This is a genomic window from Vibrio sp. A1-1 (genome assembly GCF_021728175.1).
GTDB lineage: Bacteria > Pseudomonadota > Gammaproteobacteria > Enterobacterales > Vibrionaceae > Vibrio > Vibrio diabolicus.
Map to the genome: position 1 here is coordinate 267,749 of NZ_JAKKCL010000001.1, position 14,338 is coordinate 282,086.

A 14,338-nucleotide genomic window follows, 5' to 3' on the forward strand; every position below is an offset into this window, starting at 1 on the left:
CGCACCGCCTCTATGAGTTTTTTTCTGCAGCCTGCCCTGAGTTAGCCTGCAAGTACGCATCGACAACCGCTTTGATAAATGCAGGATCGCCCAGCAAGAGATCGAGATTCTCGTCGCTGAACGTCATCACCTCGCCGTCTGCGTCACCAATACCAGACCAGCCTTTAACGACCTGCTTAACGTTCTCTTTGAAATAGCGCAGGACTTTGTCACTTTTGTCGACATCGAGCAGAAGTAAATCGAGGGTAATGTTGTGGGTGTCAACCTTGCCATCATCGACGGCAACAGATACCTTGGCAGGCCAGTTTTTAACAAGGCGTTCCTTTTGAACTTTAAACATGGAGTGCTCCTTTAAACAGTCAGTTAAATGCGTTTAAACGGTGTTTAACGCGTGGTAATTAAATCCACATTGCCGATTGGGATAAGTGGAATCGATAAGGTTTGAGTGCCATCTTGCTCGCCATACGTTGGACGGCCCAACTGCACTTTTGAACTGGACCACTCGACCTGATTACCGATAGGACCATTGGCAAAAGTAATGCTGTGCGTTGCCCCTGCCTCTGCTTTGGCGAACGCATCCCACGTTGTCTGGTCTGGCGCTTCAATGACGATGGTTCCCGTTGGCGCGTAGTCAGTAATGATGATTTCTTCATGCCCAACGTACTCCTGATACACCACCGAGTTAGCCTGGTCATATTCGAGGCTAATCATCTTGAGTGGCGTACCATCAATGGCGAACGAGGAGTTTTGCACACCAATCTTGAGTGGGGTCTGCCAGACATCGAAGTTCGCCGCAGGTAATACGGCACTCTCAACCGGGCTAAACAGACCGCTGAAGGTGAACTTGATGCCACCGAAGTTTTTAGCCTGGGCAGTGATGGACATCGAACCACGAGCGCCCGTGACTTTATGCAGCGCACCGGACTGGTAAAAATACAAGGTGATGGATTCTGTCGACTCTTCATCAATCACATAGCGACATTCTGCAACATCGGTCTCAGTCTTACGCAAACAGGCTGAGAGTAAATCTGCATAAGGTGCAGCGGTAGCGACAGCACTGCTCGCAGATAAGTCGACAGTGAATTCCAGCGTGACATACAGCTCGGTCACAATCTGTTGTGAGTTACCGAGCTGGCCGTTGTCATATTCCAGTGACTGCGATTCACCAGCCATCGGAGTAATGGAGAACTCGCGCCCAAGCAAATATTGAGGAGAACCAGCTGCAATGGCATCAACGCCATAGGTGGATTCCACAGCAAAGGCGAGAATTTTCTTTCGTTCTTTACGAGCCATAACGATTCTGATCCTCTGTGTATTCAGTAATAAATTGGTCGAACCAATCTGCTCGACCATTCGAGATGCCCATGAGTCGCCCTGGTCCTAACCAGAAAGGCTCATACTCATCATCCGGTGTCCAACCAAACAGACGCTGGCGAAGTTCTTTGCGCAGCGGCTGCCAGTCAATCGGTTTGCTGTTGGTGCTTTTGGTGACGATAACCACGCCTACCGTGGCTACGCAGTCTTGAAGATACGGCCCACTGCCACGCACATCCGGCTTAGGGCTGTCGCTAACCAAAAACACAAACAAGGCTGGCGTTCTTAGCAGCGCAGACTTCTTCTCATGAAGCTGAGTGAGCGAATCAATTTCTTTCACATCGATCCAAGGCGGCTTGCCATTACTTGGGTCCTTAAGTCGCTCAATGGTGAGTTGAATTAAATCGCTGTCCATCAGATAAAGCCCTTGCTGTTTTCGCGAGAGAAGACACTGCCAGATGAAACCATCTGCGCGGTACTGGTCGGCGCTGGGCGTTCACTGTTGGCATTAATCCCCAGTTGCACCTTGCCGTTACCCACTTGTTTCAGGTATTCAATCGCATCGCGATAGCGCTTGGTGACTTGGTGCTCATCGCCCAGTTGGTCGTCATACAAGAAGTAGCGAGCCAAATCGCAAGCCATGCGCAGCAAGATGGAAGGCACGCTAGACAATGGCAGTTGATAGCGGCCTCCAATGTAACCATCAATAGTGGCACTCGCGTCGGCAATAGCCTGATCAAGCACGGCATCGACAATGGCACCTGTGCTACCGTCCTTGTCCGTTAGCTCAATCAACTCTTCGATACTGAAGCGAGTGATCATGTCGTCGCGAGTACAGTACTTCATCGGTTACACACCTTTCTCTTCGTCGGCAGACTGACCATCAAGGTTTGCTTCACTTGCCTGGAAGGCTTCCCAGGCTTCGTCGCGTTCTGCTGCAGACACTTTGGTTTGCATCAGTTCACTAAGCGCTTCCGTTGTCGGTTTACCGCTTGTGGTGAAATGCTCGGCGTTGCTAGGGTCGAGTCGTTGAATGGCTTCAACTAGATTGGCAGGAAGAGTGCTATCGCCCAGGTCGCCGTCGGATTGGTTACCACCCGTTGGCTCATTAGACGTGGTACTTGAAAGCGCATCTTCAGCCAAAGTGACTTTAAGTCGTGGATCGGCTTTAAGCTGAGCCAATTGAGTTTGGGTAATGGAATCAGGTTTGAGGGTGTTTTCCCCTTTAGAAAACGCCATACCTGCACGGCGATAGCCTGTATGTGCGTGACAGATGACACTAACCAAAGAGGCGATAAGAGTTTTTTCAGCCATGACATAAGCTCTCCATAATTCAATGACAAAAGGAAAGCTGGCAAAGGTGACTAAGCCAGCTTAAATCTGGCTTACGGCAACCAAGGCACCACAAGCACTTCCACCGCTTTGAAGTTGGTGTTGCTTTCACCTTGTGCTTTGTTTTCCGCTTCAACGACTTTCTTCGCCGCACTGCGATTCGATGGACCAACAATCAACAGGTTCGGCATGATGCCCAATGGACGGCCTTTGTCGGACTTAAAGCCCATCATGGTTTCCATTGCGGTATCGAAGTTCGCATCGGTTAAATCCGCTTTAGACGCAAATGCCTGCTGCCAGAAACCAAAGCCCCAGTTACCGCGAGCATCCACGCCATACAGGAACTCATCCATCATGTAGACGTGATCACTGTTGGAAGCATCAGTCTTGTTATTCAGGTTGTAGTCTTTGCGCTGCTGATAAATCAGCGGTTTCAGAGGGCGCGTAGTATCCAACAGGAACCATGCCTCTCCAGCGCCTGCCTGCATGTTAGAGACTGAAGCTTCTTGGCCTTCATCACCTACTGGGTGGTCAGTATCGAAGAAGTTCTGACCGTCGTAACATAGGTTGTCAAAACCAGCTAACAGCAATGCAAAGGTCATTTCATCTGGGTGCGTCGCTGCTGCGTAGCCCATGTCCTGGAACTTAGGCATCAGTACGCCATAGGTATCGTCTTCTACGTACTCACGACCAATGGCTTCTGTACCTTCGAACTTTTTGTTAGCCAAGGTGTAGCCATGCGCTTTCATACGGTTGATTTGACGCTCACCAATCCACTCACGCAGGCGGGTAAATTCACCTAGCCAGGCATAAGTTTCCACGGCTGTGGTTGACGGCACTAACGTGGCGATTTTCGGCCAAAGTTGGGTATAGGTTTGTCGACCAATCTGGAAGTTGGTCTTTACCGCCGTATAGAGAACGCTGAGATTCGCTCCGCTTGTTTTCATCTTTCTCTCCTGAGAACTAATTCACTAAAGGATCACGCGTTAAGCGCTATACCACTGCAGGTTGCACCCACACCAAATCGCCATCGACTTCACTCACCACACCCGCGGTTGGGCGTGACGCGGTAGCGGCATCAATAGACACGCTGTTTTCCGTACTGAAGTACACTGTGGTGCCAACGTGGCTGTCATCGATGTCGCCCGAGTTAAGCAATGCGATTTGTTGCTTCTCGACTTCGACTTTCAATTCACCATCAGCGCCAGCGCTGTTGTCGGCGTTAAACGTGGCGATACCAGCAAACTTGGACGTACCACCTGCGCTAGCAAACGGCACAGCTAAGCCTGCTGTGAGAAACACCGGAGAACAGGCCACCACAACGGCAGCTGCCGCTAGTGGGTAGGCACCTTTTAAACCTGATCGACGTGCGAAAACTGAGCTCATTTATGCTTCCTCTTGCTTGGTGGCGAGGTACTGCTCTTTGGTTAAGCCTGTCGCTTTGAGCACCGCCATTTCGGTTTCGGTTAGGTCATCTTTATTGACCTCATCTTGAGGTGGCTTTTTGCCTTTGGTTTGAGTGGCTTTTAATGCCGCGATAGCTGGACGCGCATCGAGCATCGCTTTGAGGGATGCAACACCTTGCTGCTCGCCAAACTGAGTGAGGTATACCATTTCGGCTTCAACCACTTTGCCATCTTGCTTGGCGGTATCGATTAACGAGCTGATGCTGGTTTGGTCCGAGTCCGCTTTTAAAACAGCCAGTTCACCGACTACGCCGTTGTAAGCGTCAATAGGTACGAACTTGGATAGGTCGACCTTGCCATCTTGTGCAGAGAGCGTTGCCACTTGTGTTTCCAGTCCATCGACCTTATCGGCTTTTGTCTGCAGCGCATCAATGGCCGATAACGCCGCCGTTGCCATTTCATCAGTGAGTTCGCCGTCGACCGTGATACCCAGTCGGGCTAACAGCTTTTTGAGTGCTTCGTTCACGAATGCATCCTCCGTTTCGCCATAGAGATTTACGTCCACTCCGCGCTTGGAGAGACGCACATTGAAGTCCGCTGCCAGCGATGCGACCGATTCCATCTTGGTAATACCAGGATCGTTGGTGATGGCTGCCATGCGTAAATAGAGAGGTTTGCCCGATTTGTCGTAAGGGAAGACTGCCGAGAGAAACGCATACTCTTTCTCGTCAATCATCGACTGGGCTTTGGATGTCCATTCCGGACGGATGTAGATACCTTGACCTTCACGCCACTCAATATCGGTAGAGGCGGTTAGCCAGGCTGCAGCAGGGGCTCTTTTCCCTGTCTGTTCGACATAAAGGGTTTGGTGGTCATAATCGACCAGGACTTTATCGCGCAGCGCTTTGGTCGCAGCGATAAAAGCTTGTGCACCATCAGCATCTAAATGCCAGTGACCATCTGCAGTATCAGAAGGTCGACCATCAGGCGCTTTGAACTTGCCAGCTGGCAGCAGCTGATACCAACCATCATCATGTGTTGATAAATCGGCAGTCAGTACCGCTAACGGCTCATTGCCTTTGTTGGCAGAGAGTACCGCTTGTGCGATTGGGTGAGGTGTTAAGGTATGTGTTTTCATGCCCTCCATAGTGAAGGGCATGCGGGGTTAGTTGAGATTCACGAGGGTTGTTGTATTAGTCTTGTTCGTCAGGTTCAGGAACTCTAGCTTCCAATACCGTTGCATGTGAAATCTCATTGTCTTTGCTCTTAGCTGATACAACTAAATTAATAGGAGTCTTGCTCCACTCGCCATACTGCAGTGCTTTGATGTATTTAGAATCCAACGAGTAATCTTGTACCTTAGCGTTGAACTCCTCTTTTGTTTCAATATTTCTGAGACGAACCTTAAATGTTTCAGGGTCGGTAGAGTCCACCGTCAAGATTCTAAAACGAGCGTTAAATGCAACATCAATGGATTTGCGTCGAGCATTTTTTGCTAGCTCTGCTGCCATTTCTCCGTCAACAGAAATACCTTGTATTGTTGAAGACGCGGTAGTACCAAGCTCTTTGATTAATGCGGCTTTAGTGTCGTCAGCTACTTTGGACACATTACTTACGGCGTTATTGCTCAGCATCACTTGAGTTAGCAAACGAGTACGTTCCGTTTCTTGCTCTGACATAAACTGCTGGGATTTTAACATCTCTCGCGTTTCTTCAGACTTAACTTCATTCTCACGAGTCTGACGTCGGTTTTCTAAATACGCCGCATAAGAAGTCTTACCAGCCCAAATCAACCCAAGGCTTACCAGCGTTATAGCTAATGTTGTTGGATCCATTTTATCGATCACCTTCGTTCCAATATTCGTCAATAAAGATTGTAAATCGACACCCGTTGTCGTACTGCCACCTTCGACCTTGACTTTAATCTCTAGCTCTTCACGTTCTGTCTTAGTTAAAACGTTAGTATTTGGTGTTCCATATTTGACCAAACAGTATGAGCGATTGATGCCTTTTTGAAGCTCTAAAAAGCCTTTCATTAACGAAGGAGTTAGAGACGAATCAAATTTGCTGCCCTTAATATACAAACTTAAATAGGGCCAACCATCGAAGCGGATGGTATCTTTCTCTAAATCGATGCCGTGATCAATAATTTTCTGAAGGTACTCGAAAGCATCGTCTTCATTCTTAATGACGTATTCCATTGCCAACCTATTGCTTTTCTTAGTTTAAGATTTAATTCTAACTTTATGATGGACGGATAATCTAAATAAAAAAAGCAATATGATTCACACTTCTACTAAATCGCGGCACTCACAAACAACCACGCCCTGTTTAAACCATGTTTAAATTCGTTTAATTTCAATTTTAGACTACTCACATGAGGCATTGCACCAATTATGCCGTTAACGCGCTTAGAATCGCTTACAGCGCGTTTTATTCTTGGAGTAAAAAGTCAGACAGGATGTCATAAATTTCGGCTTTATCGTCATCGTCCACACCTAACCAGGGACGGGCAGGAATTGCGGCATTGGCAGGGCGCATACCTTCACTTCCACCGAAGTGGTGAATCGCGCCGTATTCGGTCGGTGTACCAAAGAACAGGTTCGAGCCGGTGGCAATGTAACTGAGGTTGCCGCTTAAGATACTGTTCAGAGTTAAGATATCGTTTTGGCGCTTGGGCTTTCTGGCCTGGTAGGCTGGTGACAGCGGTGCCCACGGCTCTCCATCTGGGCTAACTTGATCACGAAAGCGTTGATCGTGGCTGAGCAGTAGCATTTCACCAATGTCTTGAAAGGCCGGTTGCAGACTGGTGCCCTGCTTTAAAAGCTGATTAAAGCGACGCTGCAGCTTTTCCTTCTCTTCAAACTTAAGGGTGTAATTCACACCTGCCATTAGATTTCACCCATAGAAAGCAATACGTACTGCTCATACACTTCAGGATCGGCCTGGCTAATCAATACCGTGTATAAATCACCAATGCGATTCGCCTCTTCGCCTTTTGCTTGAGACAGCAGCGCATCGTACTCCTGAAGGTTTTCAAGAGTCACTGGCGGTCTGGTGAGTTCGAGTGCTTGTTCGTAGATATTCATAATATAACTTTAAATCGCCTTGTTAACCGTGTCTGTAATGAAGCTAAAGATTTCTGGATAGCGGTCATTCAGTGCCTCTGGCGCAAACAGCCATGCTACAAAGTGCTCCGCAAACCATTCAAATTCATTCTGTTCGGAATACTGAGTAATGCCATAAGCCACTGGTGCTGCTGGCGAACCGGCTTTAAAGTGGATTTGGTGGCCCATCTCATGCGCCCAGGTATTCACCACTCTTGCCGAGTCTCCATACATCGCTTTCACTATAGTAGACAAACTGTATTGCTTGCTTGTTGCACTTAGAGCCATGGCTCGCTCTATGGCTTCTCTTAGCTGCTCTGCCGATACTCGCTTTAACGTATCCGTGCTTTTCGCTTTCACCACCACATGATTCCAGTGCTTACTGGTAAAGCCATTGGTACGAGTCGCATTGCGATGAAAGAAGTTCAGGATTGGCGCTCTTTGCCCTGACTGCAGATATTCTTCAATCGGCTCGACGAGTGCCCGGCCTTTCGCCTTTCCGGTCAACTCGCTCTGCTTGAGAACCAAGGTTTTAACTTCGTGCTTGCTTAAGAACTCAGTAAAGGCAGTGAGCTGTGGGCTTGCTGCTTGCTCCAGAACGCGGCTGATTTCCGAAGCATTAACCCCTTTAACCGTAGAAAAGGCACTTTCGACCGCTCGCGTTGGTAAGCGTTCTTCCAGAGGTGGCTTGGCCTGAACGAGCGTTTTTGTCTTCTCTGTTAACTCTGCGCTGGATTTAGGCGTGTAGTCAAAGCCTGGATCAACACCTTTCGGCACTCGATGAACTTCACCAGTGACTTTATCCACCCAATCATAATGTTCAATCTTTGGTGCCTGGCTTACTTCAAGGCCAAGACGTTCCAAGGTTCGCTTGCTGGCGGTGAGCTTTTTGCACTTACAGCCAAAGCCATTAATCGGTGTGTGCGTCTTCCACCATGGGTCATCCAACGGCAGGACCATGTTGTTCCAGGATAGGTGATCGTGGCGCGGATGCTCAGAGCCGGAATGTTTATAGATGCCATACGGGCGTCGATGTTTAATTTGCTCGATTTGTTGCTCACGGCCTGCGGTGTAGCTTTGGCGAAGGTTGGTTTCGTAAATGACCTGGCTGCGCCAATTCGCATGTCCGTTATGCTCCCAACCATGCTTGGCAACAATGTGTTTAAACTCGCTTTTAAACCAGTTTAAACTCTTGCCTTCACTAATGGCTTTATCGACCGCTGATCGAAAATCTGCCAGCAAATCATCTTTCATTGCACCTGCAACGATAAAGCTACGGTCGTGGGCTTGCTTCCACATATCCGCCCAACGCTCAGTGGGAACGTTGACCTTATTGCGAAAATAGGCAATCTGCTCTTCGAATGGGAGCGAGCCGTAATTAACTATCCCGACCATCTATGATTCGCCCTTAGCAAGGACAGGCATGAAGGACAAATCCATGAAACATTCCCCATAACCTATAGACAGCGTGTAAATTTCTCGACCATGCAGACTTACCTCTGGCTCTCCGACCTCTCTGACGGCAAACTCTTCTGTGATTTCTTTGACCACTTCTTTTGACTCGCTTGGAGACTCAACCCAAGGAATGCAGACAAGATCAAAATCTCTTTGCAAACTGCCATGGACAGACAAGGCGTACCCGTGCTTTCTTACCAACTTTGCAAGGTCGGGATACATGGCACAATACATTGGTGCATAGCTTGGATCGGGTTTCTTTCTATCCATCACTTCCCATCCTCCACATCATTAATGCCAGCAAGCTCTGCCGCCGACATGGCCTGTGCCATCATTTCACCCAACTCATCGATACTGATTTGCCCCTGCAAATCAAGAATGTCGTCGCGCAGCTGCTTGAGCGATGTGGCGTTTTCGACTAACTCACGCACCGGCTCAATCATGCCTTCCAATAATGTTGCAGACTGGCTGTGTAGATTGGCGAGCTGGTCATCGACGACATCTTTATCTGACTGAGCTTTTAGCGCGGCCTGATTGGTGACCTTGTCAGGCGCATTTGGCTCTGGTGGTGTTGATGCTGATGCACTCAGAACTGCTTCACCATCTTTAGCCATTGGAATTTGGGTTTTATCGTGTGCCCACTGGAGTGGTACTCGCATACCAAGACCAACCAAGCCAGGCAACGAATCGGATAGATGCTTCAAATCTTCCGGCTCGGTCAGGTCAAACTCGAAGCGAGGCGTACGGCGCTGGTGCTGATAGCTCTTACCGTTTAACGCATAAAGTGGATACACCACATCACGAGTCAGCGTGGCCGCGAGTCTGGTTAAGTCAAAATCGCGGATCTCTTCTCTTACTTCGTTGTGCACGTTGCCCAGCGCATTGGTGCTGCTCTTTCCATCGGCCTGAGAGGTCAACGTACCGCCTAGAATCGCTTTGGACTGCGATTTCTCACACCAACTTATCATCGCCATAAACGGGTCAGATTGCCCATCTGCAGCATTTTGGAAATCAATCTCCATCCCTTTAGGAATGATGCCACCAGCGTTATGGCCAATGCTCATCACCGCCCGCATCAAAGTGGCTTTTTCTGGTTCTGTCGCTCCCTCAGGGTATTTACCCAAACGGATTGGTAAGCCATAAATCTCAAGGAACTCAGCCAAATCGCGCACGCTATAGTTCTTAAACAGGAACGGCCATGCCAGCACACGCACTAAGCCACGACGCGTAAGGTAACCCGATTTCGCTTTAGCGGTATGGCGTATCCAGCCAAACGGCTGCAGCTCAGCACCTTCATGACTGCCATCACGTAAACGCAGTTGGTTGCGGTCGTCAGGGTGAGTTTTGAACCAGGAAGGATCGCGATGATGCACGTTTTGGATATAGTGCACTCCACCTTCATATTCCCAATCCAGCTCAATGTTGGAAAAGCTTTTTAAGGTCGCGTCACTCAAATCAAAAATGGCATCGTCCAGCCAGGTCGCATCTTCCAATACTTCCTGAATCAATTCGGCATCGGCTTTTTCTTGGGCTGTGGCGTTACGTGGTGGTTTGATGTTCCAGTCCATGCCCTGCAGTGCCATACGACGCTTACCTAACTCACTTTGGATATGGGCGTCTTTCTCTTCCATATCTTCAGCAAGTTCACACTGCGCTTTTAAATCACCCAGCTCAGCATCACGCATCAGTCGCGCCAATTTAGCCGGTGTTAAACCAGAAGACGGATGGTCTGCAAATTCACGATGCAGCGTTGCTAGCTTGGCATCCGTTTTGGTTTGTGGCTCATCAAGCACATCCATCTCAATAGGACGGCCCCATAAGTCCACGATATTTGATTGTCGTTTAGCCATAAGTATTCCTTGCCTGTTTGCTACCAGGCACCACGCTCAAACGCATGGTAGTCGTCATAGTCATCGTCGTTAGAATTGGGGATCGGAGTAAATTCGATGGCACTGCCTTCCATCCAGCTGGCGCGAACGGCCATGGCAAGCGCTACTGCAAAGTCACCGTGGCGCTGCTTACCGTCCTGGCCTTTGGTCTTGCCTTTGTCGATTTTCGGCACACCGTTCACCACCTGAATGTGGCAAAGGTCGCCTTTGACATCTTCATTGCGTGGCAGCTCTAGGTTCTGGCTCTCGAATTCCGCTTTCAGTTTTGGCATCCACTCTCGATACCAAGGGTCATTGAGTGAGACCTGGTCAACCATCTCTGTCCCGTAGCGAAGTGCCGCTGCTTCTGCCAAATAGCCACCGTTACCCGTCGCATCGTAGGCCATACCACGCTTACGAGGCAGACGATCCAACAGATAGAACATCACCTGCCGCTGCGCGTCATAGGTCATGTTGCGAAGCTCAACATAAAAAGGTACGTATTTGGTCAGGTCACGACGCTCACCCAGTGGCACAAAAATCGACAAGTCACCACGGCGTGCAAAGTCTTCCCCAAACGAGAAACGATGCTGGGGATTGAGCTTGTCCAGTTCTGGCTGTAAGACGGTTTCATTCCAGTGCTGCACAAACAGATTTCGAGCGCTTTCAGGCCACTCCATGAACTCTTTAGGTGCTTCAATCTCAAGGCATGGCGCACCGCTCTTCATCGCAGCATCGATAAGAACGATAGGCACATACTGCCCACTGGAGGCTTTCGGCACACAGTAGTACTCTTCGAGCGCATCATCTTCAGTGGCGGTATCTTTGAGTAGGTTCGCTTTCCACTCGTCTTCTTTTTCTTGCGTCCACTCGACCTTTTGGATCTGGCAAATGCGCTGATACAAGCCTTCCGCACAAGCATCATCGAGCGTAATGGTATGCACGCTATAGCGTTTTTTCCCTGCCCGGCTGTCTTGAATAAGTTGGTTAAATAGGTTGTCTACGCCGTTGTGGGTGGAGATTAAGCGGACTTTTGCACCCCACATGGTCAGAGCCAGTGCGGCTTTTAACACTTCGGCTAAGCGATCATGGAACGCTGCTTCATCGATAATAACTGTGCCCTGCATACCACGCAGGTTGGATGGGTTACTTGATAACGCCTGAACTTTAAAGCCTGATTCGAAGTAGACAACAAAGGTAAGGATGTCTTTGTCTTCATCTGTGAGAATGTCTTCCTGAACTTCGCCTGCGGCTTTATCGAACATCTTGGCCCACATGGCGACAGCATCAATGAACTCTCGCGCCATCTCTTTGTTCGAGCCAACGTAAAAGACGTTAGAGCCGCCATCAGTCTTGCTTGTGCCTGCCGTTAATGCCGAGTCTGCCGCTTCCGCAAAAGTTAAACCTGTACGGCGTGACTTCTCCGCGATCTTGAGTACCGAGTCATCGGCAATCCATCGTTTTTGATAACCAAGCAACAGCTCATCTTTATCAAAAGCGACGAGCTCATCTTGTGAGATGGATTTGAGATCAAGCGCTCCCATCAGCTAATCCCCAATAGTTCTGCTTTGAGCATCTTGACGGTGTCGGACGTTAAGCCTGCTTTCTTCGCTACCGCCTCCGCTTTATCAGCGGCTTCAGTAAAGGCTTGCTTGCGAATCTCCTGCTCTAACTTCACACTGCCCGTTTGTGCTTCTTGCAGACGCTTAATCGCGAGAGCCAGCTGCCCCATCGTTTTAGGATCGATAGGTTTATTTTCCTCAAGCTTGTCCATCTGGAATTCAAAGATGTGCGACTTGCCAATCTCAATCAGAGCGCGGGAAATGTCGGTTTGTGGCATCTCACCAAACTGGCCAACCCACTGCTTGGTCAGCTCTTGTGCCTGGGCGTAACGCTCCATCCCTTTGCGAAAGGACTGGGCATAGCGGCTCATCGCATTGCGCTTGATGTATTCAGGGTCTTCGGATAATCCTTTCTGGTCGATTTCATCATTAATCAGCGTACGAATACGCTCCTGACTCATTCGTCCATCACGCAAAAGCATGTTTAACTGACTTTTAAGTTCATCCGGCAGTTGGTCAATTTTACTGACGCGGTGCTTAGTGTGTTTCTTTGAATCGCTCATAAAGCCCTCTTAAACGACGAGTAAACGATGACAACGCCGGGCGAAAAATCGGGCGACAGCGAATGTAATAACGAAACTTCACGTATTGGAACGCGGTATAAGACGCCACCCACAGCAAATAAATCTTCATTGGTTCTGACATAGACACACCTACTGTTTATGGACTTGGACGTTTCACACCAGGATGAACCGCTTGTCCATTGGCAATATCAATCCCACGCTGTTTGATAGTGGCGACTAAGGTGCCATTGATGTCTTTGGTAGAGATTAAGCCCTGCTCTTCAAGCCAGTAGATTTCTGCGCGAACGGTGTCGCGACTGACCAGGTGACCGTACGCATCTAAGCTGTGGTCGAGCACACTGTCATTCGCGGTGTAGCCCACTGACTCATTGAGAATGCGCAACATCACCAACCGTCGGTCTTGCTGCAGAAGTTCAGCCATTGCCATTGTTTCTTTCCTTTAGTTCGTTTTCGAGTAGCAACTGAGCCAGATGGTTAACGGGTTTAAGCTCAGCCCTGAGTTCTCGGATTTCTGCCTTTGCATCAGAGAGCTCGATGCGCAGCTGGGTTACTTCTTCATGACCAGGTAAGGCATCCACTTTCGCGTGCATGGCTGTCATTTCCTGCCTGACGGCAATCAGGTCTTCGGTTTTGGCGTAAGTCTTTTTGAGCACAAACACCACGATGATCCAGCCAAGCGTGATGCCACTCATCACCCAAGGGGTAAAGGTTCGGATTAGCTCCAACGATTCAGGCTTCACGGAGCCTCCATTTCAGCCAAGCACTCCACGCAATGCGTCGCGTCCGGCTTAATCGCTAATCGCGCTTTCGGAATTGGCTCCAGGCATTCAGCGCAAATCACTACATCCGCAATTTTCTTTTGAATGCCCTGCCCGCGCTGCGTTCTTGCGTTATTGATACACCGCTCCAACTCGCTGTGTTGCTTCTCGACTGACTTGTCGATCCAATCGCTCATTGAGTCAGCCCTTTATCTTTCTCACGGTGGCGTAAGCCCATGTAAGTCACAGCTAAGCCAAGAAGTAGCGAGGCAACGGTTAAGTCAGGTGATGGTGTCGTGATCAGGTAATAGCTTGCTGAGCCACAACTGACGAGTGCCATCAGTGGACGCGACCAACGCACGACTTTGTCTGTCGCCGTATCGCCCTTTCGAATGGTTTCTTGGGTTTCATGCTGTTCGGCTTGGCGGTCTTGGGCTGCGATTTTGGCGCGTTCAGTCAGCTCTTGTTCAAGACGAACACGAAGCGTTTCTAGCTCTAGCTTTTGTTCTGGTGGCAACGCTTCAAGACAATGGTTCACTGCTGCTTGTTTGGCGTCTTTGGTTGTGAACTCTCGATGAGCAACTTCCACGGCGTCCGCGACTTTATCTGCAGCGTTGTTGCCCCCAAGCAACGCAGAAATGCCACGAATGGCAGCAGGGCCGACCTGTAACGCCAGTGCAGCTATTGTTGAAAGTGACATGAGCGTATCTCCCTGAGTTTATCTAACGGGCTTGACGAACTTGGTGCTTTCACCAAGCCCAAATGGATGTGAATGTCGGCTGGCGTAATGCTCTTCCAGCCGCGATTAAAATAGGATTGCAAGGTGGCATCGTGACTGTGTAACGGTGGACTCGATGGCATGGCAGCGTTGTTGTGTTGTGCCTGCTCTTCAGCCTCTAGCCGTTTCTCTCGCCCACGTTGATATGACCAATCCCAGTTGCGCCCCATGTTG

At 49.3% G+C, this 14,338-nt stretch carries 22 protein-coding genes; all 22 read right to left on the reverse strand.

Going from position 1 to position 14,338, the window contains the following annotated elements; all coding sequences use genetic code 11:
* Positions 1–10: 10 nt before the first annotated feature.
* Positions 11–340 carry a hypothetical protein gene (locus L3V30_RS01170; RefSeq protein ID WP_237308118.1) on the reverse strand — a complete coding sequence of 110 codons (330 nt, stop codon included), beginning with the start codon at positions 338–340 and terminating at the stop codon, positions 11–13.
* 44 nt (positions 341–384) lie between these two features.
* A complete protein-coding gene (locus L3V30_RS01175) occupies positions 385–1,293 on the reverse strand; it encodes a hypothetical protein (RefSeq protein ID WP_237308119.1) in 909 nt (302 codons plus the stop codon).
* The gene (locus L3V30_RS01180; protein ID WP_237308120.1) at positions 1,283–1,729 is read right to left on the reverse strand and encodes a hypothetical protein; all 447 of its coding nucleotides are present in this window, start codon (positions 1,727–1,729) and stop codon (positions 1,283–1,285) included. The genes L3V30_RS01175 and L3V30_RS01180 overlap by 11 nt, the downstream gene beginning before the upstream one ends.
* A complete protein-coding gene (locus L3V30_RS01185) occupies positions 1,729–2,160 on the reverse strand; it encodes a DUF1320 domain-containing protein (protein WP_237308121.1) in 432 nt (143 codons plus the stop codon). Before L3V30_RS01185 ends, L3V30_RS01180 begins: the two co-directional genes overlap by 1 nt.
* Positions 2,161–2,163: 3 nt before the next feature.
* Positions 2,164–2,628 carry an HI1506-related protein gene (locus L3V30_RS01190; protein ID WP_237308122.1) on the reverse strand — a complete coding sequence of 155 codons (465 nt, stop codon included), beginning with the start codon at positions 2,626–2,628 and terminating at the stop codon, positions 2,164–2,166.
* 71 nt (positions 2,629–2,699) lie between these two features.
* Positions 2,700–3,593 carry a Mu-like prophage major head subunit gpT family protein gene (locus tag L3V30_RS01195; protein WP_153645810.1) on the reverse strand — a complete coding sequence of 298 codons (894 nt, stop codon included), beginning with the start codon at positions 3,591–3,593 and terminating at the stop codon, positions 2,700–2,702.
* Between the two features lie 46 nt (positions 3,594–3,639).
* Complete coding sequence (locus L3V30_RS01200) at positions 3,640–4,032, reverse strand: hypothetical protein (protein WP_237308123.1); 393 nt, start codon at positions 4,030–4,032, stop codon at positions 3,640–3,642.
* Positions 4,033–5,190, reverse strand: a complete 1,158-nt coding sequence (locus tag L3V30_RS01205) for a phage protease (protein WP_237308124.1) — start codon at positions 5,188–5,190, stop codon at positions 4,033–4,035.
* 55 nt (positions 5,191–5,245) lie between these two features.
* Positions 5,246–6,253: a hypothetical protein gene (locus L3V30_RS01210; RefSeq protein ID WP_237308125.1), complete on the reverse strand. Its 1,008-nt coding sequence runs from the start codon at positions 6,251–6,253 to the stop codon at positions 5,246–5,248.
* 232 nt (positions 6,254–6,485) lie between these two features.
* Entirely contained in the window at positions 6,486–6,944 is a 459-nt protein-coding gene (locus tag L3V30_RS01215) for a phage virion morphogenesis protein (RefSeq protein WP_237308126.1), read from the reverse strand.
* Complete coding sequence (locus tag L3V30_RS01220; RefSeq protein ID WP_237308127.1) at positions 6,944–7,141, reverse strand: hypothetical protein; 198 nt, start codon at positions 7,139–7,141, stop codon at positions 6,944–6,946. The genes L3V30_RS01215 and L3V30_RS01220 overlap by 1 nt, the downstream gene beginning before the upstream one ends.
* Positions 7,142–7,150: 9 nt before the next feature.
* On the reverse strand, positions 7,151–8,554 hold the full coding sequence (locus L3V30_RS01225) for a phage minor head protein (RefSeq protein WP_237308128.1): 1,404 nt from the start codon (positions 8,552–8,554) through the stop codon (positions 7,151–7,153).
* Positions 8,555–8,884: a hypothetical protein gene (locus L3V30_RS01230; protein WP_237308129.1), complete on the reverse strand. Its 330-nt coding sequence runs from the start codon at positions 8,882–8,884 to the stop codon at positions 8,555–8,557.
* Positions 8,884–10,464, reverse strand: coding sequence for a DUF935 domain-containing protein (locus L3V30_RS01235; protein ID WP_237308130.1), 1,581 nt, complete (start codon positions 10,462–10,464; stop codon positions 8,884–8,886). The genes L3V30_RS01230 and L3V30_RS01235 overlap by 1 nt, the downstream gene beginning before the upstream one ends.
* A gap of 20 nt (positions 10,465–10,484) precedes the next feature.
* Complete coding sequence (locus tag L3V30_RS01240) at positions 10,485–12,026, reverse strand: terminase family protein (protein WP_237308131.1); 1,542 nt, start codon at positions 12,024–12,026, stop codon at positions 10,485–10,487.
* Positions 12,026–12,607, reverse strand: a complete 582-nt coding sequence (locus L3V30_RS01245) for a DUF3486 family protein (protein ID WP_065297125.1) — start codon at positions 12,605–12,607, stop codon at positions 12,026–12,028. The genes L3V30_RS01240 and L3V30_RS01245 overlap by 1 nt, the downstream gene beginning before the upstream one ends.
* Positions 12,582–12,749, reverse strand: coding sequence for a hypothetical protein (locus L3V30_RS01250; RefSeq protein WP_237308132.1), 168 nt, complete (start codon positions 12,747–12,749; stop codon positions 12,582–12,584). The genes L3V30_RS01245 and L3V30_RS01250 overlap by 26 nt, the downstream gene beginning before the upstream one ends.
* Positions 12,750–12,764: 15 nt before the next feature.
* Complete coding sequence (locus L3V30_RS01255; RefSeq protein ID WP_122069515.1) at positions 12,765–13,055, reverse strand: ArsR family transcriptional regulator; 291 nt, start codon at positions 13,053–13,055, stop codon at positions 12,765–12,767.
* The gene (locus L3V30_RS01260; RefSeq protein WP_081280737.1) at positions 13,042–13,368 is read right to left on the reverse strand and encodes a DUF2730 family protein; all 327 of its coding nucleotides are present in this window, start codon (positions 13,366–13,368) and stop codon (positions 13,042–13,044) included. Before L3V30_RS01260 ends, L3V30_RS01255 begins: the two co-directional genes overlap by 14 nt.
* Entirely contained in the window at positions 13,365–13,583 is a 219-nt protein-coding gene (locus tag L3V30_RS01265) for a TraR/DksA C4-type zinc finger protein (protein ID WP_237308133.1), read from the reverse strand. The genes L3V30_RS01260 and L3V30_RS01265 overlap by 4 nt, the downstream gene beginning before the upstream one ends.
* Entirely contained in the window at positions 13,580–14,086 is a 507-nt protein-coding gene (locus L3V30_RS01270) for a hypothetical protein (RefSeq protein ID WP_237308134.1), read from the reverse strand. The genes L3V30_RS01265 and L3V30_RS01270 overlap by 4 nt, the downstream gene beginning before the upstream one ends.
* A complete protein-coding gene (locus L3V30_RS01275) occupies positions 14,068–14,334 on the reverse strand; it encodes a hypothetical protein (protein ID WP_237308135.1) in 267 nt (88 codons plus the stop codon). The genes L3V30_RS01270 and L3V30_RS01275 overlap by 19 nt, the downstream gene beginning before the upstream one ends.
* Between the last annotated feature and the right edge of the window lie 4 nt (positions 14,335–14,338).